Origin of the sequence: Rhodococcus rhodochrous (assembly GCF_900187265.1) — a bacterium.
In the GTDB taxonomy this organism is placed as follows: domain Bacteria; phylum Actinomycetota; class Actinomycetes; order Mycobacteriales; family Mycobacteriaceae; genus Rhodococcus; species Rhodococcus rhodochrous.
The window spans coordinates 4,823,734-4,848,733 of sequence record NZ_LT906450.1 but is presented as its reverse complement, the minus strand read 5'-3'; the positions used below and the strand labels follow the sequence as shown (position 1 = coordinate 4,848,733).

Below are 25,000 nucleotides of genomic sequence, written 5' to 3'. Positions count from 1 at the left end.
TTCCGGAGGAATCACCCATGACCGTTGACGCCCAGAACCCGGGCCGTACCGTCACCACCCAGATCGTCGCCCTCTACCCGGAGATGGCCGGCAAGGTTGCCGTCGTCACCGGCGCGGCCCGCGGCATGGGTGCCCAATTCGCGCGCGGTCTGGCCACGCGCGGCGTGCACGTGGTCGGCGGCGACATCAACGACGTGCAGATGAAGGAGACCGCGGAGCAGATCAACACCGATCTCGCGGTCGAAGCCCTCGTCGAGACACCCGGCACGGTGATCGGAGCACGCGTCGACGTGACCGATCCGGCGGACCATGAGGCGCTCGCGCAGGTCGCGCTGCAGGAGTTCGGTCGCATCGACTTCTGGATCAACAACGCCGGCATCTTCCCGTTCGCCCTCGCCGAGGAGATCTCGAAGGACCAGATCGCGGCGACCCTGGACGTCAACGTCGAAGGCGTGCTCTTCGGTTCGCAGGCCGCGGCGCGGCACATGGAGCCCGGTAGCGCGATCGTGAACATGTCGTCGGTCTCGGCGCTGCGTGTGCGCAAGGGCCGCGGTGCGTACTGCGCCTCCAAGGCCGCCGTCGCCCATCTGACCGAATCGCTGGCAGTCGAGTTCGGCGACAAGGGAATCCGTGTCAACTCGATCGCTCCGGGTTACATCGACACCGAGATGACCCGGTGGGTCCAGGAGGACCCGGCCGCACTGAAGCACGCGCTCGACGTCGTCCCGCTGCACCGGCTCGGTGCCCCCGAGGAGGTCTTCGGACCGTTGCTGTTCCTGCTCTCCGACAGCGCCCGCTACGTCACCGGACATTCGATCGCCGTCGACGGTGGATCGCGTCATGTCTGACAGCGTCGTCGAATCCGTGTCGTACCCCTCGGTTGTACTCGTCACGGGCGCGGCCGGGGGAATGGGTGCCAATCATGCCCGCGTGCTCGCTGCACGGGGAACGCATGTGTGCCTTGCGGATATCCACGACCCGTCCGAGGTCGTCGAACAGATCGAGGCGGCCGGTGGTTCTGCATCGGCGCACACGCTCGACGTGTCCGACGCCGCGGCATGGGAGCGAGTCGTCGACGAGATCCGCTCCCAGCGAGGTGAACTCGGCGGACTCGTCAACAACGCCGGCATCTCCCGACGTCTCGAATTCATGGACACCCCGGACGACGTCTGGGAGAAGACCATGCGGATCAACCTGTTCGGCCCGTTCTACGGGATGAAGGCGGTGGCTCCGCTCATGCGCGACAGCGGTGGCGGCTCGATCGTCAACATCTCGTCGATCTCGGGGCAGATCGGCTACTTCTCTCCGGCCTATTCGTCGAGCAAGTGGGGCCTGCGGGGCCTGTCCAAATCTGCGGCGGGGAACTTCGCGCGCTGGGGTATCCGCGTCAATTCGGTTCACCCCGGCCTCGTGGGCACGGCCCTGCTCGGCGGCGCCGACGCGTTCGTCGGTGCCGCATTGAACAGCGTTCCGGCCGGCCGGATGGCCACCGTCGACGAGATCACCGACGCTGTGCTCTTCCTGCTGTCGGATCGTTCGAGCTACATGACCGGCAGCGAAGTGACCGTCGACGGCGGCATGACGTCCAACGGCCTCTATCACCGCATCATCGCGGAGACGGGAGATCAACTCTCATGAACGACGACATCATCGACGTCGTGGTGATCGGAGGTGGCGGTGCCGGTCTCGCGGCCGCAGTGTCCGCTGCCGAATCCGGCGCGAGCGTCCTGCTGTTCGAATCCGAAACCGAACTGGGTGGGTCGACGCAACTCTCCGCGGGACTGTTCACCGCGGCAGGCACCAGTGTGCAGCGCGGTCTCGGTATCGAGGACTCCGCCGAGAAGTTCTTCCAGCACTACATGGATCTGAACCACTGGGTACTCGCACCCGGGTTGGTCCGTGCATTCTGCGAGAACGCGGGCCCCACCCTCGAGTGGCTGATCGGTCTCGGTGTGGAGATCCCCGCCCGGGAATCGTCGAACGCGCACATGCCCGGTCTGTGCCAGGCCGGCGTCGAAGACGTGTGGCGCGGGCACGTGCCGAAGGACCAGGGCTACGGGCTCGTGCAGACCCTCGATCGTGCACGTCGCGCACACGGTGTGGAAGCCGTGCTCGGCACCCGGGTCCAGCGACTGCTCGTCGAGGACGGACGTGTGGTCGGCGTCGTCGCCGACGACATCGAGGTCCGTGCCCACGCCGTCGTGGTCGCGTCCGGTGGCTTCGCACAGAACCGCGACCTGCTCGAGCAGTACTACCCGTATCCGCTCGGAGCAGGCGAGTCGCTCTTCGTCGTCGCCGCCCCGGGGAGCCGTGGCGACCACTTCCGCTTCGGCGAGCAGGTCGACTCGGCCATCGCCGGCAAGGACTGGGGGCTGACCATGCCCACCGCCTACTTCCAGCGTTACCACCACTGGCAGGCAGGCTTCCCGCCCAAGTCGCGGGTGTATGTGAACAAGTCCGGCCGGCGGTTCATGGACGAGGACGCCTCGTACGCGGTCTCCGGTGGTCTCATGGATCGTCAGGACGGACCGGTGTGGGCGATCTTCGACGAGAAGGCACGCACCGGGCTGCCCGCCGGTTACACCGACTGGGACGCCGACCGGATCGCAGAGGAAGCCGACGCCGGTCGTACCCTGCGTGCCGACAGCCTCCCCGAACTCGCCGACCTCATCGGCGTACCGGTCGATGCGTTGGTCACCACGATCGACCGTTGGAACACCCAGCTGCCCAACGGGATCGATCCCGAATTCCTGCGGCATCGCACCCTCGCCAACAAGGGATCGACCTCGAACCCCGACCCCATCGTGGAGGGACCGTTCTACGCGGCACGTATGCTGCCCGCCGAACTGGTCTGCACCCACGCCGGGCTCGAGATCAACCCGAACGCGGAAGTTCTCGACACCATCGGGAACGTCGTTCCCGGCCTGTACGCGGCCGGAGAAGCAGGCGCCGGCATCCTCGGCCTCCGCTATGTGGGCGGCGGCAACGCCGTCGCCAACGCATTGACCATGGGCCGCATCGCCGGCCTCAACGCGGCCCGGTCGGCTGCATCCGGCGCCGCTCCACGCACCGCACTCGGCGCTGCCGGCGTGTAGCGCCCTCCCCTCACATTCGAAAAGGACACGAACATGCTCGGATCGGACGCGGCATCCCCCGCAGTGAGTCCACCCCAGGTCGGCACTCCGCAACCGAAGCAGTCGACGACGAAGGTCATTCGTGCTGCCGTCGTGGGCACCATCGTCGAGTACTACGACTTCGGTATCTACGGCTACATGGCGACGATGGTCGCCACCCTGTTCTTCGTCTCCGAAGACGAGACAGCTGCTCTGCTGGGAACGTTTGCGGCCTTCGCCGTGGCGTTCTTCCTCCGGGTGCCCGGCGGCATCTTCTTCGGGCACATCGGTGACAAGTACGGCCGGAAGAACGCACTGTCGTGGACGATCCTGCTCATGGTCGTGGCGACCGCGGCCATGGGACTGATGCCCACCTACGCCACTCTGGGCGTGTGGGCGACGGTTCTGCTCGTGCTCGCCCGCTGCCTGCAGGGCTTCGCGGCCGGTGGCGAACTCGGCGGCGCGAACGCATTCGTCTCCGAATCCGCACCGGCACGCTGGCGCGCGACGCAGACGTCCATGGTCAACTCGGGTACCTACCTGGGGTCGTTGGTGGCGTCTCTCGTGGCGCTCGGCATCACGTCCACGTTCTCGGAGGAACAGATCCTCGAATGGGCATGGCGCATCCCGTTCCTGCTCAGCGTGGTCATCGGTGTCGTCGGCATCTGGATCCGTAACCATCTCGAGGACACCCCGCAGTTCGAGGAACTCGAGGAAAAGGGTGAGACGAAGAAGCTGCCCATCGCGGAGCTGCTGAAGACGTCGGGCGGAAGCGTCGTCAAGATCATCCTGCTCGGTGCGCTCATCATCGGTGGCTACTACATCGCCTCCGTGTATGCCGCGACCTACCTGCAGACCACGGGTGGGCTGTCGTCCTCCGTCGCGTTCCTGTCGACCTGCCTCGCTCTCGTACTCGGTGTGATCACGCTGCCCATCGCCGGTTATCTCGCCGACAAGTACGGGCGCAAGCCGGTGCTGTTCGCCGGTAGTGCCGCATCCGCGATCGTCGGTGTTCCGATGTTCATGCTGATGTCCGGCGGCACCGTCTGGCAGGCCGTCGTCGGCCAGTCCGTGCTGTTCATCTGCGTGTCGGTGGTCAACGGCGCCTCCTTCGTCACCTATGTCGAGATGCTCAAGGCGTCCGTGCGATACAGCGGTATCGCTCTCGGGAACAACGTGACGAACATGTGCCTCGGTGGCACCGCACCGTTCATCGCGACGTGGCTGATCGACGTCACCGGGAACTCGCTGGCACCGGCCGGGTACTTCGTGTTCTGTGCGCTGCTCACCCTCGGTGCGGTCTTCTTCATCGAGGAGACGAAGGGCATCGAACTCCGCACCGACTAGTCCTGTGGTGCAGCCGGAATTGTCGGAACCCGTCGGGGGCCGACAATTCCGGCATTCCCATATCCGGACCGGGTGGTCCGTGTTTCGATGTCCGGGAGGCACGGGTCCTCGAGACACGGGGTGGAGGGGAACGATGGCGAACGGATTTCGACGGGTACTGCGGGCCGGAGCGGTCGCCGCAGTGACAGGAGGGATCGTCCTCGGCGGCGCCGGCATCGCGGCGGCGCAGGACGAGTGGCCGGTCCAGCAACCGAACAGCCCGATCTCCGTGTTCGAGGCGGACCCCGCCAACTGGCTCACCCCGGACGAGCTCGCCTACTGGAACCCGCTGGTGAACGAGCCACGGCTGACCTCACCGTTCGGCACGAACACCCGCATCGTGTGTCAGGGCTTCCACGGCGTGACGACCGACTGCTGGCAGGCCGACCTCGAAGGCCGGCCACACAAGCTTCAGCGTCTGCCCGCGAACCTGCCCAACGTGACGGGGTCGAGCGCACCCGGCGGAGGCGTCGGGCACTTCGTGTATCCGCTCTTCTGATCCGCACGGGGCGTCAGCGGTCGTCCCGAGAGCTCGGGGTGCCCGTGCTCTCGAGATAGAGGAGCACCGCCCGTACCCGCCGACTACGGTCGGCCTCGCGCGGCAGATCGAGCTTCACGAAGATCGAATTGACGTGCTTCTCGACGGCGCTGACCGACATGGTCAGACGATCGGCGATGCCGGTGTTCGTCAAACCCTGCGCGAGGGCCTCGAGCACCTCGCGCTCGCGTTCGGTGAGGGCGGCGATGGGGTCGGTGCGGCGGGTGTTCGCGAACAGTTGCCGCACCACCTCGGGATCGAAGGCCGTCCCGCCCGCGGCCACACGTTCCAGGTCGGTGAGGAACGCCCCCACGTCCGACACGCGATCCTTGAGCAGATAGCCCACGCCACCCCAGCCGTTCGTGAGCAGGCCGGTCGCGTTCCGGTGCTCGACGTACTGCGACAGCACGAGCACAGCGACCTGCGGGTGTTCCTCCTTGATGCGCCGCGCCGCGTCGATGCCCTCCGTCGAGTAGGTCGGGGGCATGCGCACGTCGAGCAACACGAGGTCGGGCACCTCGCGCTCGACGACGTGGTGCAACTCGACGGCGTTGCCCACACCGGCGAGCACTTCGTGGCCTTCATCCACGAGCAACCGGGACAGGCCCTCGCGGAGAAGGGTCGAGTCCTCGGCTATCACGATGCGCACGGGATCCTCGCTTCCACGACGGTCGGCCCTCCGCGGGGGCTGTGTACGGAGAACTGCCCGTCCAGCGCGGCGACGCGGCGCGCGAGACCCGTCAGCCCGGAGCCCGTCATCTCGGCCCCACCGCATCCGTCGTCGACGACCGTGACCGTGACGACGCGACCGTCCGCTGCGACGGTCACGGACACGCTGTCGGCGCCGGAGTGCTTCGTCGCGTTCGTGACCCCCTCCGCGGCAACGTAGTACGCGGCTGCCGCGACATCGTGCGGTGGTTCCGGGTCGATCGACAGATCCAGGTCGACGGGGAGGAAGGTGTGTGCGGACAACCCTTCCAGTGCCGCGGCGAGTCCGTGTTCGTCGAGCGCGGCCGGGTATATCCGCCACGCCACGTCGCGCAGTTCGGTGAGCAGTGCCTGTGCCTGAGCGACGGCGTTGTCGAGGTCGGCGACGAGATTTCCGCCGCCGCGTTCGGCGGTGCGTCGCGCGCGACCGACGTCGAGTGCGAGCGCGACGGCTCGCTGCTGGACGTCGTCGTGCAGGGCGCGTTCGATCCGCCGGCGTTCGTCGTCGATGGCGGTGACGACGTCGGCGCGGGTGCGTTGCAGGTCGCGGAGACGATGCTGCGTGGCATCGTCGCCGAGCAGCCGCAGTGCTGTGCGGAGGTCCCACTGGCCCACGATCATCGCCATCCGGACGGAGAGGTAGATCATCACGGCGGCGACGAGGAGTGAGACGAGACCGTCGGCGACGGAGATGCGACCGCCGGCCAGCAGGACGATCGCCCAGCCCCCGTAGCCGGTCGCGGCGATCAGGACGAGCAGTACGACGAGGCCGACGAGCGGACCGTAGGCCAGGCGAACGAGGAAGTATCCGGTCGGCTCGCGATCCGGAAGATCCCGGACCGCCTCGGCGTCGAACCATCGCACGAGACGAGTGCGGTCGCGTTCGGCCGCGCGGCTCGGTCCGTCGGTGGTGCGGCGGGTCGATACCGCCGCACCCGCCACCGCGGTGACGATCCCGAGCAGGAGCCCGACGACGGCGCGGACCGAGGTCCCGAGTGAGCGCCGAAGGTGATCGATCACGGACCGACCCTAACGGGCGCGAATCGATCGGACACGGCGGACGACGAACACCGCCACTGCTGCGACCACCGCGACGATCACGAGTTTCTGCAGCACATCGGCATACGGTTCGACGACTCCCCAGTTCTCCCCGAGAAGGTAGCCGGCGAGCACGAAGATCGAGTTCCACAGCGCGCTGCCCAGGACGGTCAGGACGACGAAACGGCCGACGGGCATGGCCTCCACCCCGGCGGGAACCGAGATCACGCTCCGCACGAGCGGCACCATCCGGCCGAGGAGCACCGATTTCTCACCGTGCCGGGCGAACCATTCTTCGCCGCGCCGGAGATCGGAGGTGTTCACCAGTGGGAGTCGCTCGACCACGGCATACATCCGCCGACGGCCGAAGGCGCGTCCGGCGAGGTAGAGCAGCAGTGCGCCGACGAGGGAGCCGAGGGTGGTCCACATGACGGCCGAGACGAGGGAGATCTCCCCGCGCGAGGCCGCGAAGCCGGCGAGGGGCAGGATCACCTCGCTCGGGATCGGCGGGAAGAGGTTCTCCGCGGCGACCGCGAGACCGGCGCCGGGTGCTCCGAGCATCTCCATCAGCTGCAGCGATAGGCCTGCGAGGCCGTCGAGTTCATCGGTGGGGGACTGCGAGAGGGTGTGTGCGAAGTTCATGCCCGGAACGCTATGAGCGGCGAACTCGCAGGTCGCTGCGGTTTTCCGCCGACTTCGCGGCGTTCGGGGTGCGGTTTTCCGCAGTCCCGCCGATCTCCGGGTCATCCACGGGATAGTAAATGGATGAATTATCCCCGATCTGCGGTACTGTGACCGCATGTCCGGACCCCGCGACCTCGACTACTGGTCCTTCGTCGAACTCGCGCAGGAGCGTCTGAACAGCAAGTTCGGCGAACATCACCGCAGCGCGACCGAAGTCCTGCTCACGCTCAACCGGGCCTCGGACATCGTCACCTACGACCTCGAAGCTGCGGTTCACCGCCCCCGCGGCAGGTCGTGGTCGGCCTATCGGCTCATGTTCGTCATCTGGCTTGCCGGCCCGATCGAGCCGAACGTCGCCGCGCGACTCACCGGCATGAGTCGCGCTGCCGTCTCGAACCTTGCGAAACCGCTGGTCGAAGCGGGGATCCTGGAGAAGACGCCGGTCAGTCACGACGCGCGTTCGGTGCAGTTGTCGCTCACCGAAGCGGGGGAGAAGGAGATCCGCGACAGTTTCCGCGCGCAGAACGAGCGCGAGGAGGCCTGGGTGGAGGTGCTCACCCCCACCGAGCAGCAGATTCTCGTGATGCTCCTGAACAAGCTGATCACCAACCGCAGCCAGTTCGACGTGCGCGGACGCAACTGACACAGCCTCGTGAACTCTCTGTGGTTGCGCTCACGCCCTCCGGTTAGTTAACGTGTTTACTAATTCCAGGCGAGCGACCTTCCCCGCACGCCCGAGATCCGCGAGGAGTCAGATCATGGCGTTCTACCGACAGCTCGGCGTCATCCCGCCGAAGCGTCACACCCAGCACCGTGACGAGAACGGCAACCTGTACTACGAAGAGCTCATGGGCGAGGAGGGCTTCTCGTCCGACTCGGCGCTGCTCTACCACCGGTACATCCCGTCGGCGATCGTCGACGCCACCGAGTGGAAGCTGCCCGATCAGACCACCACGCCCAACCACCCGCTCAAGCCGCGGCACCTGAAACTGCACGATCTGTTCCCCGAGACGACCTGGGCCGAGACGGATGTCGTGACGGGTCGTCGTCTGGTCCTGGGCAACGCCGACGTGCGCATCTCGTACGTCGTGTCGTCCAAGCCCTCGCCGCTGTACCGCAACGTCGTCGGCGACGAGATGGTCTACGTCGAGTCCGGTGAGGCCACCGTCGAGACGGTCTTCGGTCCGCTCGAGGCGAAGGCCGGCGACTACGTCCTGCTGCCGATGGCCACCACCCACCGCTGGGTGCCCAAGGGCGACGCACCGCTGCGCGCCTACACGATCGAGGCCAACAGCCACATCGTGCCGCCGAAGCGCTACCTGTCGAAGTTCGGGCAGTTCCTCGAGCACGCGCCGTTCTGCGAGCGCGACCTGCACGGCCCGACCGAACTCATGCAGGTCGAGGAGGAGAACGTCGAGGTGCTCGTCAAGCACCGCACCTCGCACGGCGTCGTCGGCACCCGCTACCTGATGCCGCACCACCCCTTCGACGTGGTCGGCTGGGACGGCTGCCTGTACCCGTACACCTTCTCGATCCACGACTACGAGCCCATCACCGGCCGTGTCCACCAGCCGCCGCCGGCGCACCAGGCGTTCGAGGGCAACAACTTCGTCATCTGCAACTTCGTGCCCCGCAAGGTGGACTACCACCCGCTGGCCGTGCCGGTGCCGTACTACCACTCGAACGTCGACTCCGACGAGGTCATGTTCTACTGCGGCGGCGATTACGAGGCCCGCAAGGGATCGGGCATCGGCCAGGGGTCGATCTCGGTGCACCCCGGTGGTCACGCGCACGGCCCGCAGCCGGGTGCCTACGAGCGCAGCATCGGTGTGGAGTTCTTCGACGAACTCGCCGTCATGGTCGACACCTTCCGCCCGCTCGAACTCGGTGAGGGTGCGCTCGCGTGCGAGGACGCCGCCTACGCCGGCAGCTGGAACCGCAATGCAGGAGCGGCCAAGTGACTTTCGGACCTCTTTTGACCGGACTGTGCGACGACGCGGCGCTGTTCCCTCCGGGTAACGCCCCGCTGCCCGTCGCCGTCCCCGCCCACGCCGGGCACCGCTCGTCCGCGCACGCGCCGCTCGTCGGAGCGTTCGTCTTCCCGGCGGGTCGCCTCGGTGAACTCGCAGACCACCTCGCGCAGCACCCGTATCCCGGTGAGCTGGCCCTGAGCCTGACCACACCGACCGGCACCGCCGCCGTCCGGCCTGCCCTGGAGCAGGTCGACGCGATGGACTCGGTGTCCGTGGTGGCACTCGAGATCGCGGTCCCCGCAGAGCAATCCGTCGACGAGCTGTTCGCAGCGCTCGCCGAGATCTCCGCGGACCTCCCGGATGTCGATATCTTCGTGGAGGTTCCGCGCGACGAGCGTCGCGCCGAGATCCTCGCCCGCATGGTCGGCACGCCCTACGCGGCCAAGTTCCGCACCGGCGGCATCGTCGCCGAGGCTTATCCCGACGAAGCCGAACTCGCCGCGGCGGTCGGCACGGTCGTCACCACGGGTGTGCCGTTCAAGGCAACCGCCGGTCTGCACCATGCGGTGCGCAACACCGACCCGAAGACGGGCTTCGAGCAGCACGGGTTCGTGAACCTGCTGGCCGCGGTGGACGCGGTGCTGTCCGGAGCGGACACCGACGAGGTCGCCTCCGTGCTCGCCGAACGCGACGGGGCAGTGCTCTCCGCCCGCCTCGGCGCCCTGTCCGACGACCGGGCCGCAGAGGTCCGGCGCCGTTTCCTGTCGTACGGCACCTGCAGCATCGCCGAACCGCTCGAGGATCTGCTCGGCCTCGGTCTGGTGCCCTCGACCGTTTCCCCGATCACCGAAGGAACGAACGCATGACCACCATCGCCATTCCGGAGGGCTCGCTCTTCGGTCTCGACAACCTGCCGTACGGCATCTTCTCCACGGCCGACAGCGAACCCCGCGTCGGTGTCCGCGTCGGAGATTCGGTCCTCGACCTGAGCCGTGTCTTCGAGGACGACGTCGTCTTCGCCGAGCCGTCGCTCAACGCGTTCATGGCCCAGGGCCGCGCCCGGTGGGACGAAGTCCGCGCCGCGATCAAGGAACTCGTCGCCGGTGATGTCGCCGACGAGGCCGTCTTCGCCGTCGCCGACGTGACGATGCACCTGCCCATCGAGGTGGCCGACTACGTCGACTTCTACGCGTCGGAGAACCACGCGTCGAACCTCGGCCGACTGTTCCGCCCGCAGAACCCCGACCCGCTGATGCCGAACTGGAAGCACCTGCCCGTCGGCTACCACGGCCGGTCGAGCACCGTCGTGACCTCGGGTGTCGACATCGTGCGACCGTGCGGACAGCGCAAGGGCCCCAACGATCCTGCGCCGGTCTTCGGTCCGTCGATCCGCCTCGACATCGAGGCCGAGATGGGCTTCATCGTCGGTGTCGGTTCCCCGATGGGTTCGCAGATCACCCCCGACGAGTTCGCCGATCACTGTTTCGGCGCGGTCATCCTCAACGACTGGTCGGCCCGCGACATCCAGGCGTGGGAGTACGTGCCGTTGGGCCCGAACCTCGGCAAGTCCTTCGCGACGTCGATCTCGCCGTGGGTCGTCCCGCTCGCTGCACTGGAGGCCGCCCGTATCGACACCCCGGTGCAGGACCCGGAGCCGCTGCCCTACCTGAAGGGCACCGAGAAGTGGGGCCTGGACATCGATCTCGAGGTCGAGTGGAACGGGCACGTCGTGTCGCGTCCGCCGTACGCGCAGATGTACTGGTCGCCCGCGCAGATGCTCGCCCACACCTCCGTCAACGGTGCCGCGACCCGCACCGGTGATCTGTTCGGCTCCGGCACCATCTCGGGCCCGGAGAAGGACCAGCGCGGTGCCTTCATCGAACTGACCTGGGGTGGAGCAGAACCCGTGCAGGTCGGCGACGAGACGCGCACCTTCATCGAGGACGGCGACGAGATCTCCATCTCGGCCACCGCGCCCGGCCCGAACGGGACCCGCATCGGCTTCGGTGAGGTCCGCACCCGCATTCTTCCCGCGATCGGGGAATAGAAGAAAAGGTCCGTGCGTCAGCCGGAGCGCCACCGGCCGGACCGTCGGCGATGCCCGGAACCCACGAGGTTCCGGGCATCGCCGTTTCTGTGCTCGGTCAGTCGACCGAAAGGATGTCGCCCACAGAGCAATCCAGTACGCGGCACAGGGCGGTGAGGGTCGAGAAGCGGATCGCGCGGGCGCGTCCGTTCTTGAGTACCGACAGGTTCACCACGCTGACGCCGACCTTCTCGGCCAACTCGGTGAGCGTCATGCCCCGGTCGGCCAGCAGCTCGTCGAGATGACACCGGACGGCATGCTCGGTTTCCGGAGGCATCAGACGAGTCCTTCGTTGTCGCGCGCCATGCGGCTGCCGATCCGCAGCACCACACCCACGGCCGAGATCACCATGCAGAAGACGTAGGCGTACCAGAACTCCGGTCCGAGAGGCGCGTTCGAGAGGACGTAATTCATGTCCACGTCACGGATCAGCATGTTGGTGCCCAGCGTGCGGGGGATCATCGGGACGATGATGGTCGCGATCGCCACGATGGAGGTGATCCACACGAGCCGGATGGCACCCCGGTCGAACAGTCGGCCCCGGACGAATCGCACGACGATCCAGCTCAGCAGGGCCAGGGCTGTCAGGTAACCGAACGTCTGTACCGCCTCCCCGGCGCGGATGAGGCCGACGCTGACGGGTGAGAGGGTGTCGGTCGGAACGTCGATCACCGTCGTCGAGGTGGTCTGGAGGTCGACGCCGTTGGGGGTGGACAGCACCGGCGCCGCTGCCGCGTCGTCGAACCGGACCCGCGCGGTCACGATGCCGTCGCCGAGGGAGCTCGCGAGGTCGCGGACATAGGTGAAGAGCACGATCAGCGAGGTCAGCGCGAAGACGGTGAGGGACGCCCACAGATCGGTGCGGTCCTTCTTCGACGTCTCGGTGGGGGAGAGCGTGTCGGGTTCGGCGCCCGGGCCCTGGGGGCGGTCGGTGTCGTGGGTGGAATTCATGGTCGTCTCCGAACTCGCCGGACGGCGGGGTTATCGATTGTCGATACCATCGATAATCGTTATACCTATCGACAAACGATATGTCCAGAGGTGGTGGGTTCCCGCCGGTCCTGCTCGGAGCGGATCAGGGCAGGCGACGCTCGATCGCGTCCCGCGCTGCCAGCGCCTTCGCGCCATAGTCGGGGAAGAGGTCGGGCGTCAGTCGTGAGGCCGGACCCGAGATGCTGAAGCAACCGCGCACGGTGCCGCCGCGCCCACGCAGCGCGACGGCGACGGCGGCGATGCCGTCGTGCAGCCCCTGTTCGGTCACGGCGTACCCGCGGGCGCGGATCTCGGCGATCTCCTCGCGCAGCGCTGCCGGGTCGGTGACGGTGTGCTCGGTCAGTGACGGGAGCTCGGTCGCGAGGAAGTCCTCGATCCGCGCGTCGGGCAGCGACGCGAGATAGGCCTTGCCGGTGGACGCGGCATGCAGGGGCAGGCGCGTGCCGAGGGCGAGGAAGGCGCGCAGCTGGTGGGCACTGTCGAGTCGCTCGATCAGGACCAGCTCGTTCCCGTCCGGCACGGCGAGATGGACGGTCTCGCCCGTCTCGGTCTGCAGGCGGTTCAGTTCCGGGAGTGCGACCTCGCGCAGGTCGTCGCCGGACGACATCGCGCTGCCCAGGCTGAACGCGCGGCCGGTGATGACCCACTGCCCGGCATTCGCCGTCGAGGGGCGTATCCAGCCGGCCTCGGCGAGGGTCTTCAGGCACCGCTGCACGGTGCTCTTGGGGACGTCGAGACGTTTGCTCAACTCCGAGAGCCCGACCGGTTGCGTGGTCGCGACCTCCTCGAACACGCGGAGTGCGGTGAGAACGCTGTTCATCGGAACCTTTCGCGCGTCGTTGACGGCGGGCGTCACGGGTTATAGGTTGATCCGGACCGCATCGTAGCACGGCGGTCCATAATGTGGACCAGGCGCTGCGCGACACCGTCCGGCAGGACGTCGAGAAGGGACCCACCGATGACCACCACCACGCCCGTGCCGTTGCTGACCTCGCTCACCGAGTCCGGAGCAGGTGACGACCGCAGCGCCGTCCGCGTCGGAGACGTCTCGCTCACCCGATCCGAACTGATCGCGGCCGCCGCCGCGGTGGCCGACGAGGTCGCCGGTTCCTCGCGGGTCGCCATCGACGCCACCGCGAGCATCGAGACGGTGATCGCCACGACCGGATGCCTCATGGCCGGTGTGGCCGCGGTGCCCGTGCCGCCGGATTCCGGCCCGGCCGAGCGCGCCCACATCCTGAAGGACTCGGGTGCACAGGTGTGGCTCGGCACCGCGCCCGAGGACGTCACCCTGCCCGCGATCCCCGTCGACGCGAGCGCACGTTCGTCGTCCTCACACGCCGAAGCCGATCCGGGCAGCGCCGCGATGATCATGTACACCTCCGGAACCACCGGCGCCCCCAAGGGAGTCGTGCTCTCGCGGTCCGCCGTGGCGGCCGGTCTCGACGGCCTCGCCGAGGCGTGGAACTGGACGTCCGACGACACTCTCGTCCACGGACTTCCGCTGTTCCACGTCCACGGGCTCATCCTCGGCGTCGTCGGTGCGCTCCGGCAGGGCTCGCCGCTCGTGCACACGGTGCGACCGAAGCCCGAAGCCTATGCGGCAGCGGGTGGTTCGCTCTACTTCGGTGTTCCCACCGTGTGGTCGCGGGTCGTCGCCGACGAATCGTCCGCTCGCGCACTGTCGTCCGCGCGTCTCCTGGTGTCGGGCAGTGCACCCCTGCCCGTGCCGGTCTTCGAGCGCATGCTCGCCCTCACCGGCTCCGCGCCGATCGAGCGGTACGGGATGAGCGAAACGATCATCACGATCAGCACCCGCCACGACGGTGAGCGCCGGCCCGGCTGGGTGGGTCTGCCGATCGCCGGGGTCTCCACCCGCCTGCGCGACCAGGCCGGCAACCTCGTGGCGCACGACGGCGAAACCCTCGGCCAGCTGGAGGTTTCCGGCGCGACCCTGTTCGACGGCTACCTGAACAATCCCGAGAAGACCGCCGAGTCGATGACCGAGGACGGCTGGTTCAAGACCGGCGACATCGCCGTGATCGACGACCAGGGCTTCCACCGCATCGTCGGTCGCGAATCGGTCGACATGATCAAGTCCGGCGGCTACCGGATCGGCGCCGGCGAGGTGGAGCACGCGCTGCTGAACCATGCCGGGGTGCAGGAGGCGGCCGTGGTGGGCGTGCCGGACGACGATCTCGGACAGCGGATCGTGGCCTACGTCGTCGGGGATCTCCGTGATCCGAACGAACTCTCGGACTTCGTCGCGCAGACCCTCTCGGTCCACAAGCGCCCCCGCGAGATCCGCACCGTCGACGCACTTCCGCGCAACGCGATGGGCAAGGTGCAGAAGAAGATCCTCGTCGAGGACTACCTCGCCGGGAAGTGACCCGGTCTACTCGGCTGTGCTCGGGTAGTCGGCTCGGCCGACGTCGATCTCGTCACCGATCGTGATGGCGCCGGAAGTCGTGACGGTCGCGTAGACACCGATGCACGGCATCGGCCTGCCCTCCGGCACAGTGGGCATCTGATGCGCGGTCGTCACCTCACGCAGCATGTCGCGCCGCGCGGGAACCTCCTGATGGGGGAGCGTCACCATGACGCACCGCGCGGTGCGCTTGTGCGGTTCGAGGACCGCCGAGCCCACCGACACCCGTCGGCCGATCCACTCGTCCTCCACGAAGCCGGTCGTGCCCGGAGTGTCGACGACCAGCTGCGGCCGGAACCGCCGTAATGCCACATCGGTGGGGTCGCCGGTGCCGAGCGCCTCGACCGCGGAGCGGGAGACGAGATGCAGCGGCGCTTCGTCGTAGGTACGGTCGCGCGGTTCGAGCCGCACGTCGTGACCGATCATCTTCGACAGCAGGTCGTCGACATCGGGATCGTCGCCACGGACCACCGTGCCGTCGGCGAGCGTCAGTTCGAGTGCCGCTCGGTCGCGGGGATCGTCGTCGTTCAGAAGTCGTGCGGAGCAGGTCAACAGCAATCCGTAGCGGCGGAAACGCTTCGCACTCGCGATGTTTCCGGACTCGGCGTCGACCAGCGTCCACAGGTGATCGCCGCGCAGGCCGTCCGCTTCGATCACTGCGGCGTCGATCCGTTCACCCCCGAACGACTTCACCGGATAACGCCACAACTGATCGATACGCACGACTCGCGAGCATACGGGGACCGGAGCGGCCGCGGGGCGGGCCCGACCGCGCGGGCCGGGACACGCCCGGGTATGACCTGAACCACAGTGTGGCTAGGGTGACGGTCATGACGGAGAACACGACACGACGATGGGGCCTGACCGTGCCGCTCGACGGCATCCCCCTGCCCGACCAGCGACGCATCATCGAAGAGCTCCCCGACCTCGGATACACGGACGTATGGTCGTCCGAGGCCGGCGCTGCCGATGCGTTCACCCCGCTGACCCTCGCGAGCGTGTGGGCGCCCAGCCTGCGGCTGGGCACCGCGATCGTCCCCGTCTACACCCGCGGCCCCGCGACGCTGGCCATGTCGGCCGCGAGCCTCGCCGCAGCCGCACCCGGTCGCTTCGTGCTCGGGGTGGGCACCTCCTCCGACGTCATCGTGGAGAAGTGGAACGGCATCCCCTTCGAGGAACCGTTCAAGCGCGCCCGCGACACCCTGCGGTTCCTGCGTGCCGCCCTGTCGGGGGAGAAGATCTCCGAGAAGTACGACACCTTCACAGTCGACGGATTCCGGGCCGGCGTCGTACCCGACCCGACGCCGCCGGTGCTGCTGGCGGCACTGCGGCCGGGCATGTTGCGTCTGGCCGGACGGGAGGCCGACGGCGCCATCATCAACTGGCTGTCCGCCGACGACGTCCGCACCGTGGCGCCCTACGTCCACGAGGGCGGCGAGAACAAGGAGATCGTCGCACGGATCTTCGTGCTCCCCGGCTTCGACACCGAGACCGCCCGCGCCATCGGCCGGCGCATGATCGCCGCCTACATGAACGTCCCCGTCTACCGGGCCTTCCACGAATTCCTCGGCCGTTCAGAGGATTTCGCAGGAATGTGGAAGGCGTGGGCGGAAGGTGACCGCAAGGCCGCTCTCGAAGCGATCCCGGACCACGTCGTGGACGCCCTCGTGATCCACGGCGAACCCGAGGCGTGCCGCGAGCACGTGGAGCGCTATGTCGAGGCGGGCGTGACCACCCCGGCCATCGCCCTGGTGCCCTCGGGCGATCCCGCACCGATGATCCGGGCGCTCGCCCCGCGCTGACGACCGGACGTCACGATTCGATGTCGGCGGTTAACGACACCCGGCGGTGACGCGACAACTCCTGCAGATGCGCTGTGCAGGAGGCGACATGGCCGAGCCGACGTCGAGTACGGACCCGAACACGATCGCTCGTGTGACCGTGGTTGCCGACGACGGAGTGCCGTTGGCCGCCACGGTCACCGGACCGAGGGATGCGGATCTGACCCTCGTGTGCCTGCACGGGCACTGCCAGGACGCCACGAGCTGGGATGCCGTCTGCGGGTCGGTGGACCTGCCCGGTCTGCGAATCGTCCGCTACGACCAGCGCGGACACGGTCGTTCCGGGACCGGCGACGCCACCGCGTGCACGGTCTCCGGGATGTCCGACGACCTCGACGCAGTGCTCCGGACCCTCGCGCCGGACGGACCGGTGGTGCTGGCGGGCTATTCGATGGGCGGCATGGTCGCACTGTCCTACGCCCGTCGTCGCCCCGACGCAGTCGGCGACCGCATCGTGGGTGTCGGTCTGATCGCCACCGCCGCATCGGGACTCGCGGACGGCGGTATCGGGCGCTATCTGCGTCATCCGGCGGCGTCCATCGTGCACCGGGCGGTGTCGCGTGCACCGCGCGTCATGGAGTTGTCGAAGCGCGCCGGGGGCCGTGTGTGCATCGTCGCCGCCCGCAGACGCACGGAGGAATCGTGGCTGCGGGTGGTCGGATCGGCGCTGTCGAACGAGACCTCCGTCGTCACCTGGTCGCGGCTGCTGGCCGACTTCGCGGTCCTCGACGAGTCCGCCGCCCTCGACGTGCTCGCGAGAGTGCCGGTGGTCGTCGCGGCGGGCACGGAGGACGTCTTCGTGCCCTTGTCGTTGTCGGAGGCGATGGCGGCGCGACTGCCGCACGCGAACCTCGTGCGGTTCGTCGGCGCCGGTCACCGCGTGCTCGCCGACCGTCCCGAGGAGGTCGCCCGCGCGTTGTCGGATCTGCTCGGGCAGGTCCGTTCCCAGGGTCCCGCTCAGCGCGTACCGACGAGCGTTGCTTCCTGATCGGCGAGCAGCTTCCGGGGGACGAGCGCGAGCACGAGCAGGGCCACGGCGACCGCGAAGCATGCGACGAACCCGACGTGCGGCGCGGCGAGCGAGATGACGAACGGCACCGCGAAGCCCAGATAGATGAGGCAGTAGAAGACGGCGACGGTCTGTGCCAGCTCCTCCGGTGGAGCGATGTGCTCGACGGTGACGAGGCCGGAGACGAGCAGCATGCCGTAGCCGCCACCCAGGAAGACGGCGGTGACGAGGACGGCGAGCACCGATACCGGGCCGTCCACGAGCACCGCGACGCCGGCGGTCACGAAGCCCAGCACACCGAGGCCCACGCCGGTCCACACGCCGCGGTCCTCGCCGTGCCGGGTGATGCGCCGGGCCACGGGCTGGATCAGTGCACCGGTGAGCAGGGTCAGGGCGGCGACCACGCCGGTGAACGCGACGGCCACGCTGTCCACGCGATCCGACACGATGGGTGGCATCGTGGCGAACGAGACGGTCGCGCATCCGAAGACCCACGGGGCCCACGGCACGACACCCCACCGGAAACGCGGGGACGACAGGGTGGACAGGCGCCACGAGCCCTGCACGGTGCGGGGCCGGTGCGCGTCGGGGACGGCCCACACCAGCACCACCGCGACCACCATCAGAGCGATGTGCACGAGATAGGGCAGACGGTCGGGGGCGGGCAGCCACTGCGCGATGAGACCGGCGAACAGGGCACCGCTGCCGAATCCCGCAGACAACGAGACGGCGGCCCGGCGCGCTCCCACACCCGGACCTTCGCTCAGCTCCTTCATCCAGGCGGTGCCGGCTCCGAACGCCATGCCGGACGCCAATCCGGCGAGCACCCGGCCGAGATACAGCAGCGCGGGGACGTCGGCGCCCAGCAACAGGACGATCGACGACACGATGCTCACCGGGATCATCGCCCGGATCACCGGACGACGGCCGATCCGATCGGCCACGCGCCCGAAGTAGAGCAGCGCGGGGATCAACCCGACGATGTAGGAGCCGAGCATGGCGGTGAACGAGTCGCTGCCGAGTCCCAGGTGGTCGCGGTAGACGAGCTGCATCGGAGCGAACTGATTGGCGCCCCAGCTCACCGCGAACACGGCGAACGCGAGACGAGCCCAGGACGGAATCATTTCCCGATCCTCTCAGGCCCGTTCCGGCGGGAAAGTATCAACTCTTCACACCGCGGCGACCGGCTTCCTGTGGAGTGTGGACGTAGGAGGGGCCCGGAGCCGGCCATAGCGTTCTCGTCGAACGCAGACCAAGGAGGGCCAGTGGCGGTAGACGGTCGATCCCCGACGCTCGACACCGAGCGCACCGGCACGTGGACCGGCGCCGACGCGCGGTCGATCGCCGCCGTGGTCCGCAACCGCGAGGTCACCGCCCGTCGGGTCGTCGAGGACCACCTCGCCCTGATCGCCGAGCAGAACCCGTGCCTCAACGCGATCGTCACCGTCGCGGCGGACAGCGCCCTCGCCGAGGCCGACGCCCTCGACCACCGCCTCGACCGGGGCGAGGCGGCCGGTCCGCTCGCCGGGGTGCCGTTCACCGTCAAGGACCTCATCGCCACCGCAGGCGTGCGCACGACCGCAGCTTCACGCGCACTGGCCGACAACGTCCCCGTCGTCGACGCGCCGGCCGTCGCCGCGATGAAGGCGGCCGGTGCGATCCTCGTCGGCAAGACCAACACGCCCGAACTCGGGACGTCCGGGCTCACCGACAACGAGATGTTCGGACCGGCCGTGAACCCGCTCGGCAGCCCCGAGTCGCCGCGTTCACCCGGGGGCTCCAGCGGCGGCGAAGCCGCGTCCATCGCGTCGGGCATGAGCGTCCTCGGGCTCGGCACCGACTTCGGCGGCTCGGTGCGCTGGCCCGCGCACTGCACCGGGCTGTGCTCCATCCGCCCCACCGTCGGCCGGGTGTCCGCGGACGGCCAGTACCCCGGGGTGCTCGTCGGCGGCCACGTACGGGCCGACCCGACGACGGTGCACGGCGCGCTGCAGACCGTCGGGCCCATGACACGGAACCTCGACGACCTCGTCCTCGCCCTGCGCGTTATCTCCGAACCGCACGTCGCGTGGACCGACCCGGCGACCGTCGACGTCGACGCGCTGACGATCACCTGGGCGCCCGGAGAGGGCACCGTGCCTGTCGACGACGAGATCGTGGACGTCGTCCGGGAGAGCGCGCGGCGCCTCGGTGCCCGTGAATACCGCGGGTCGGCTCTGGTCGAGGGGAACGAGTTGTTCGGGCGATTGCGGGCCACCCAGACCCACGCCGACATCGATGCGCTGGCGAGCCCCGACCGGTTCGGTGCTGTCATCCGCGACCTGCTGGCCACGGCCGGTCGCTCCGAGCATCGTGAGGTGGAGCGCCTCTGGGCGTGGCGCACCGCGCTGGTCCATCGGCTGCTCGACGAGATGGGCGACGTGCTGGTGCTGCCGGTCGCGTCCATCGGTGCGCCTCCGCTCGGGCTCGACCGTTTCGGTGTCGGCGACCGGCTGCTCACCTGGCAGGAGGCGCTGGCGAGCTGCCGCACGATCAGTGTCACCGGCTTCCCGTCCGTCGTCGTCCCCGTCGGGCGGACGAGCGACGGCATGCCCATCGGCGTGCAGATCGTCGCGCGCCCCTTCCACGACCACGTCGCGCTGGCCGTCGCCGCGCGTCTGTGACACGACTGCAAGGAGGTCGCCGTGCGGGACATTCTCGACGAGCTGTCGCGATGGTTCGACGACGGTGAGACGTTCGCGCTGGCGACCGTCGTGCGCACCTGGAAGTCGTCGCCGCGCGAACCCGGTGCCGCGATGGCCGTCTCGCAGTCGGGTGAAGTGGTGGGCAGCGTGTCGGGAGGGTGCATGGAAGGCGCCCTGTACGACATCGCGGGTGACGTGCTCGCCGACGGAAACGCCCGCACCGAGGTCTTCCGTGTCACCGACGACGACGCCTTCGGCGTGGGCCTGACCTGCGGCGGCACCATCGAGGTCTTCGTGCAGCGGGTCGATGCCGCCACCTACCCCGAGTTCACCGAGGTGGCACGGCGGATCGGGGCAGGAGAGCCGGTCGCTGTCGTCACCGACCGTGGGTCCGCCGGCCATCGTGTCGTCACCCTCGACGGGGACGACGGAACCGATGTCGGGGACGAGGTGCGCCTGCGCCTGTCCTACGGGGATTCGGAGGTCTACGTCGACGAGGAGCGTTCGCAGATCGTGGAGATCTTCGCGCCGCGACCGCGGATGTACGTCTTCGGCGCCATCGACTTCGCGTCCGCTCTCTGCACGCTGGGGAAGTTCGCCGGTTATCGCGTGACGGTGATCGACGCCCGGCCCGTCTTCGCCACGCCCGCCCGGTTCCCCGACGCCGACGAGATCGTGGTGGCGTGGCCGCACGTCTTCCTCGAGTCGGCGCCGATCGACCCCACCACCGTCGTCGCGGTCCTCACCCACGACGAGAAGTTCGACATCCCGTTGCTCGAACGTGCTCTCCGCTGCGAGGCCGGATACATCGGGGCGATGGGCAGCCGCTCCACGCACGAGCGCCGGGTCGCCCTGTTGCGCGAGGCCGGGCTGTCGGCCGACGAACTGGGACGCCTGCACTCGCCGATCGGACTCGACCTCGGTGCGCGGACCCCGGAGGAGACGGCCGTGTCGATCCTCGCCGAGATCCTCGTGAGCACGCGCGGCGCCACCGGGCGCAGTCTCGCGACACTGCGCGGACCCATCCACCGGGTCCCGGCGGGACGTGCTGCCCGACCTGCGGATTGTCCGCCTGCGATTGACGGTGTTGCCGCAGCCCTCTAATGTCACGTGTCTCCCATGCGGGGGTGAACGACTGGCAGGTGGACGGGTATTGCTGTGACGGTGCGCAAGGCTGAGAATCCGGGGCCCAGCGCAGCCGAACCGGGACGCAGCGCAGCCGAACCGGAGGACAGCGCAGCGGTCGTGTTCGAACCCTGCCCGCTCGCAGACGTCGTCTCCTCGGGTCTCCTCGTCACGCCGACGGTGCTCGCCGGCGACGTCTCCACGGCGCGGCCCGTCACCGCGGTCGCGGTGATGATGCTCCCGGAGATCGGTCCCTGGCTGCGTTCGGGACTGCTGCTCGTCACCTCCACCACCGTGCTCGCGCGACTCGCCGTGCCGATCGCCGATTTCCTGGCGCGGCTGGACCGGAGCGAGGTATCGGCACTCGTGGTCCGGCTCGACACCGGACATCCGCTGCCGCAGGGTCTCACGAACGACGTTCCCCTCCCGGTGTTGACGACGCCGGAGGAGGTCGTCGCGGATCACCGTCTCGCGTGGGGTCTCAGCGACATGGCCGCCGCTCAGGTGGAAGCGGTCTTCGAGGCGGACCACCTCCGTCGCGGGCTGCTCGAGATCGTCATGGCGGGCGGTGGGCACAGGGCGCTGGCCGAAGGCATCTCGCGCCGGCTCGGCGGGGCGGTCCTCATCACCACCCCCGACGGGCGCCAGACGTACAGGGCCGGAAAGGAATCCGATTTCGCCTGGCTGTCCTCGACGGCAGCGGTCGATCCGACGGGCCGGGTGCGGACCGACTCGATCGAGGGCGGACTCGGCCTGCACCGCTTCGGCGACGAGTACGTGGCCATCGCCGCGATCTCCGCCAACGGGATCGACCACGGTCGGCTCGTATTCTTCTGTCCTGCACGTGATCTCTCCGCGCCGGACCTGTATCTCGTGGAGCAGGCGGCGACGGTGTGCGCGCTCGTCGTCAGTCGCGAACTCGCGGTGTCCGCGGTCGAGGAGAAGCACCGGGCCAACTTCGTCCGGGACCTGTTGCGCGGCCGTGCCGGTGAACCCGAACAGGTGATCGTGCACGCCCAGATGTTCGGCTGGAATCTCGACCGCCCGGTGGTGGTGGTCGCCGTCGAACCCGATCGCGTGGACGACGATTCCTCGGCGGCGCCGGCGCGACTTCCCGTGGTGGAACGGCAGGCCCGCGCGTTCGCAGGTGCGCTGGCCGGCCGCGATTCCGGGGCGTCCGTCACGGCCCTGGCGACCGAGACCGTCGTGCTCATGGGGGAGGGCAGCGACACGATGGCCCTCGTGCGTGAACTCGTCGCCCAGGTGCGCGGGGCCGGTGGGGGAGGGCGTCGTCCGTTCGGTGTGGGGGTCTCGCGTGCGTCGTCGTCCACCGACGACCTGCCGACGCTCTACGCGCAGGCGCGCACGGCACTCGAAGTGGGACGCAGGATCTCCGGTCCGTGGGCGGTCACCCATTTCGACGATCTGGGTGTGTACCGGTTGCTGAGCCTCGTCGAGGACGCCGAGGAACTCGAGTCGTTCGCGCGCGAGACGCTCAAGGAGCTGACCGACGGCACGGCCGAGGCGCAGGACATGTGCCGTACCCTCGAGGTGCTCCTCGCCACCAACATCAACATCGCAGAAGCCGCGCGCCAGTTACATTTTCATTACAACACTCTGCGCTATCGTGTGGCGAAACTCGAAAAGATCCTCGGTCCCTTCACCGAGCAGCCCGAACTGCGGTTGGATCTTTCGCTCGCGCTCAAGATCATCGCGATGCGCGGGATCGATTCCTGACGATCAACCACCGATCTTGCCAATTTCGGAGGGCCGCTCCTGGCAGATTCCTCCCACGCCGGGCCTCAGCTGCTCCGTTAGCGTTTGCGGCTACCGAAGTACACGTGTGATCGGCAACACAGGCGTAACAATCCACGTGAACTCTATCGGCACCCACACTCTGCTGAAAGGTCCGATATGCCCATCTGGACAGTGCACGGAGACGGCAAGAACATAGAACCGGGTCAGGTCGTGGCGCCGATGGAGCGCCTGAGTTGGGGCCGCACGATCGGCCTGGGCGGCCAGCACGTGGTGTCGATGTTCGGCGCCACCTTCGTCTTCCCGATCATCATGGGTCTCAACCCGCAACTCGCAGTGATGCTCTCGGGCTTCTGCACCCTCTTCTTCCTCGCCGTCGTGAAGGGCCGGATCCCCAGCTACCTGGGGACCTCCGCGGCCTTCGTCGGCGGCATTGCCGCGATCTACGCCCAGGGCGGTTCGCCCTCCGAGGTCACCGGCGCGATCATGGTCTCCGGGCTCGTGCTCGCCGCGATCGGTGTGGTGATCCACTTCCTCGGCGGTTCGCTGGTGTTCAAGATCCTGCCGCCGGTCGTCACCGGCGCGGTGGTCATGCTCATCGGCTTCAACCTGGCGCCGGTCGTGGCCGGCACCTACTGGCCGCAGGACCAGTGGGTCGCGCTGACGGTGATGATCGCGCTGATCGTGGGTAGCGTCGTGCTGCGCGGCTTCCTCGGCCGTGTCGCCATCTTCCTGGCACTGCTGTTCGGTTACGTACTGTCCTGGGTTCTCGATCGCATCAGCGGACCGATCACCTCCTACGACGCCGGTGCGGACGCTGTCACCGAACACTTCCGCGTGAACTGGGACGGCGTTGTCTCCGCTCCGTGGTTCGGCCTGCCGCCGTTCACGGACGAGGCGGCCGGTGTCGTCGGCATCCATGCCCCGTCGTTCAGCCTCACCTTCATCGTGCTCGTACTGCCCGGTGTCATCGCCCTGATCGCGGAGAACGCCGGACACGTCAAGGCGGTCGCCGAGATCACCAAGACCGACCTCGATCCGATGATGGGACGCGCGCTGGCCGGTGACGGCCTCGCCACCGCCCTCGCCACGAGCGTCGGCGGTTCCCCGACGACGACCTACGCGGAGAACATCGGCGTCATGGCCGCGACCCGCGTGTACTCGACGGCCGCCTATGCCTCGGCCGGCGTCATCGCTATGCTCCTCGGCTTCTCCCCGAAGTTCGGCGCGGTCATCTCCGCGACCCCGGGTGGCGTGCTCGGCGGCATCACCGTGGTCCTCTACGGCATCATCGGTCTGCTCGGCGCCAAGATCTGGAAGGAGAACGGTGTCGACTTCGGCGACCCGCGCAACCTCATGCCCGTCGCGGCCGGCCTGATCATCGCGATCGGCGACACCAGCCTCCAGTTCACCGACACGTTCTCGCTGAGCGGCATCGCGCTGGGCACCATCGTCGTGATCGGTCTCTACCACCTGTGCCGGGTCATCGCCCCCAAGGACATCGCACCCGAGGATCCCGATACCCCCTCCGATCAGGGAGAACCGGGCCGGACGGAGCCCGATCCGGACGGCGAGAGCGGCCAGGGGAGGGTGAAGGAATTCGCGTGACCTCTATTACATCTGACATTGTCGAGTCGTG

At 68.3% G+C, this 25,000-nt stretch carries 24 protein-coding genes; 16 read left to right on the top strand and 8 right to left on the bottom strand.

The genetic code is table 11. The features are described from left to right. Positions 1–17 precede the first annotated feature (17 nt). The 5 genes from CKW34_RS22165 (at position 18) to CKW34_RS22145 (ending at position 4,998) form a co-directional block, all read left to right on the top strand. Complete coding sequence (locus CKW34_RS22165; protein WP_059382813.1) at positions 18–848, top strand: SDR family NAD(P)-dependent oxidoreductase; 831 nt, start codon at positions 18–20, stop codon at positions 846–848. Then, complete coding sequence (locus tag CKW34_RS22160; protein ID WP_059382857.1) at positions 841–1,638, top strand: SDR family NAD(P)-dependent oxidoreductase; 798 nt, start codon at positions 841–843, stop codon at positions 1,636–1,638. The genes CKW34_RS22165 and CKW34_RS22160 overlap by 8 nt, the downstream gene beginning before the upstream one ends. Then, complete coding sequence (locus CKW34_RS22155) at positions 1,635–3,095, top strand: FAD-dependent oxidoreductase (RefSeq protein WP_059382814.1); 1,461 nt, start codon at positions 1,635–1,637, stop codon at positions 3,093–3,095. Before CKW34_RS22160 ends, CKW34_RS22155 begins: the two co-directional genes overlap by 4 nt. A gap of 33 nt (positions 3,096–3,128) precedes the next feature. Further along, entirely contained in the window at positions 3,129–4,460 is a 1,332-nt protein-coding gene (locus CKW34_RS22150) for an MFS transporter (protein ID WP_016692514.1), read from the top strand. Between the two features lie 133 nt (positions 4,461–4,593). Then, positions 4,594–4,998 (top strand): hypothetical protein, encoded by a 405-nt coding sequence (locus tag CKW34_RS22145; protein WP_026061201.1) that lies wholly within the window; start codon positions 4,594–4,596, stop codon positions 4,996–4,998. Between the two features lie 13 nt (positions 4,999–5,011). Here CKW34_RS22145 and CKW34_RS22140 read toward each other — a convergent pair whose 3' ends face one another. The 3 genes from CKW34_RS22140 to CKW34_RS22130 are packed head-to-tail and all read right to left on the bottom strand — an operon-like array spanning position 5,012 to position 7,425. Beyond that, complete coding sequence (locus tag CKW34_RS22140) at positions 5,012–5,686, bottom strand: response regulator transcription factor (RefSeq protein ID WP_059382815.1); 675 nt, start codon at positions 5,684–5,686, stop codon at positions 5,012–5,014. Then, positions 5,674–6,765, bottom strand: a complete 1,092-nt coding sequence (locus CKW34_RS22135) for a sensor histidine kinase (RefSeq protein ID WP_059382816.1) — start codon at positions 6,763–6,765, stop codon at positions 5,674–5,676. The genes CKW34_RS22140 and CKW34_RS22135 overlap by 13 nt, the downstream gene beginning before the upstream one ends. 9 nt (positions 6,766–6,774) lie before the next feature. After that, positions 6,775–7,425: a DedA family protein gene (locus CKW34_RS22130; protein WP_059382817.1), complete on the bottom strand. Its 651-nt coding sequence runs from the start codon at positions 7,423–7,425 to the stop codon at positions 6,775–6,777. Positions 7,426–7,582: 157 nt separating this feature from the next. On the opposite strand from CKW34_RS22130, the gene CKW34_RS22125 reads away from it, so the two are divergent. From CKW34_RS22125 to fahA, 4 genes are all read left to right on the top strand, one after another. After that, on the top strand, positions 7,583–8,110 hold the full coding sequence (locus CKW34_RS22125; RefSeq protein WP_016692512.1) for a MarR family winged helix-turn-helix transcriptional regulator: 528 nt from the start codon (positions 7,583–7,585) through the stop codon (positions 8,108–8,110). 115 nt (positions 8,111–8,225) lie between these two features. Then, positions 8,226–9,428, top strand: a complete 1,203-nt coding sequence (locus CKW34_RS22120) for a homogentisate 1,2-dioxygenase (protein ID WP_059382818.1) — start codon at positions 8,226–8,228, stop codon at positions 9,426–9,428. Continuing rightward, on the top strand, positions 9,425–10,306 hold the full coding sequence (locus CKW34_RS22115) for a hypothetical protein (RefSeq protein ID WP_059382819.1): 882 nt from the start codon (positions 9,425–9,427) through the stop codon (positions 10,304–10,306). The genes CKW34_RS22120 and CKW34_RS22115 overlap by 4 nt, the downstream gene beginning before the upstream one ends. Further along, positions 10,303–11,487, top strand: coding sequence for a fumarylacetoacetase (fahA, locus tag CKW34_RS22110; protein WP_059382820.1), 1,185 nt, complete (start codon positions 10,303–10,305; stop codon positions 11,485–11,487). The genes CKW34_RS22115 and fahA overlap by 4 nt, the downstream gene beginning before the upstream one ends. Positions 11,488–11,584: 97 nt before the next feature. Here the strand turns inward: fahA and CKW34_RS22105 are convergent, their stop codons facing one another. The 3 genes from CKW34_RS22105 to CKW34_RS22095 form a co-directional block, all read right to left on the bottom strand. Further along, positions 11,585–11,803, bottom strand: coding sequence for a helix-turn-helix domain-containing protein (locus CKW34_RS22105; RefSeq protein WP_016932798.1), 219 nt, complete (start codon positions 11,801–11,803; stop codon positions 11,585–11,587). Next, positions 11,803–12,477, bottom strand: coding sequence for a hypothetical protein (locus CKW34_RS22100; protein ID WP_016692506.1), 675 nt, complete (start codon positions 12,475–12,477; stop codon positions 11,803–11,805). The genes CKW34_RS22105 and CKW34_RS22100 overlap by 1 nt, the downstream gene beginning before the upstream one ends. 124 nt (positions 12,478–12,601) lie before the next feature. Then, the gene (locus CKW34_RS22095; RefSeq protein ID WP_059382858.1) at positions 12,602–13,339 is read right to left on the bottom strand and encodes an IclR family transcriptional regulator; all 738 of its coding nucleotides are present in this window, start codon (positions 13,337–13,339) and stop codon (positions 12,602–12,604) included. Between the two features lie 138 nt (positions 13,340–13,477). Here CKW34_RS22095 and CKW34_RS22090 point away from each other — a divergent pair, with 138 nt between their 5' ends. Next, positions 13,478–14,908, top strand: a complete 1,431-nt coding sequence (locus CKW34_RS22090) for an acyl-CoA synthetase (RefSeq protein WP_059382821.1) — start codon at positions 13,478–13,480, stop codon at positions 14,906–14,908. 6 nt (positions 14,909–14,914) lie between these two features. Here CKW34_RS22090 and CKW34_RS22085 read toward each other — a convergent pair whose 3' ends face one another. Next, positions 14,915–15,670 carry an MOSC domain-containing protein gene (locus tag CKW34_RS22085; RefSeq protein WP_059382822.1) on the bottom strand — a complete coding sequence of 252 codons (756 nt, stop codon included), beginning with the start codon at positions 15,668–15,670 and terminating at the stop codon, positions 14,915–14,917. Positions 15,671–15,777: 107 nt separating this feature from the next. On the opposite strand from CKW34_RS22085, the gene CKW34_RS22080 reads away from it, so the two are divergent. Together CKW34_RS22080 and CKW34_RS22075 are read left to right on the top strand one after the other, a co-directional pair. Further along, on the top strand, positions 15,778–16,749 hold the full coding sequence (locus tag CKW34_RS22080; RefSeq protein WP_059382823.1) for an LLM class F420-dependent oxidoreductase: 972 nt from the start codon (positions 15,778–15,780) through the stop codon (positions 16,747–16,749). Positions 16,750–16,837: 88 nt separating this feature from the next. After that, the gene (locus CKW34_RS22075; protein ID WP_064059853.1) at positions 16,838–17,776 is read left to right on the top strand and encodes an alpha/beta fold hydrolase; all 939 of its coding nucleotides are present in this window, start codon (positions 16,838–16,840) and stop codon (positions 17,774–17,776) included. Here the strand turns inward: CKW34_RS22075 and CKW34_RS22070 are convergent. After that, entirely contained in the window at positions 17,746–18,921 is a 1,176-nt protein-coding gene (locus CKW34_RS22070; protein ID WP_059382824.1) for an MFS transporter, read from the bottom strand. The genes CKW34_RS22075 and CKW34_RS22070 overlap by 31 nt on opposite strands. 141 nt (positions 18,922–19,062) lie before the next feature. Between CKW34_RS22070 and CKW34_RS22065 the strand changes: the two genes are divergently transcribed. The 4 genes from CKW34_RS22065 (at position 19,063) to CKW34_RS22050 (ending at position 24,969) form a co-directional block, all read left to right on the top strand. After that, positions 19,063–20,460 (top strand): amidase, encoded by a 1,398-nt coding sequence (locus CKW34_RS22065; protein WP_059382825.1) that lies wholly within the window; start codon positions 19,063–19,065, stop codon positions 20,458–20,460. Positions 20,461–20,481: 21 nt separating this feature from the next. Further along, on the top strand, positions 20,482–21,585 hold the full coding sequence (locus CKW34_RS22060) for an XdhC family protein (protein ID WP_059382826.1): 1,104 nt from the start codon (positions 20,482–20,484) through the stop codon (positions 21,583–21,585). A gap of 54 nt (positions 21,586–21,639) precedes the next feature. Continuing rightward, complete coding sequence (locus tag CKW34_RS22055; RefSeq protein WP_174479636.1) at positions 21,640–23,343, top strand: helix-turn-helix domain-containing protein; 1,704 nt, start codon at positions 21,640–21,642, stop codon at positions 23,341–23,343. 177 nt (positions 23,344–23,520) lie between these two features. Continuing rightward, positions 23,521–24,969 carry a uracil-xanthine permease family protein gene (locus tag CKW34_RS22050; protein WP_059382827.1) on the top strand — a complete coding sequence of 483 codons (1,449 nt, stop codon included), beginning with the start codon at positions 23,521–23,523 and terminating at the stop codon, positions 24,967–24,969. Positions 24,970–25,000: the final 31 nt, after the last annotated feature.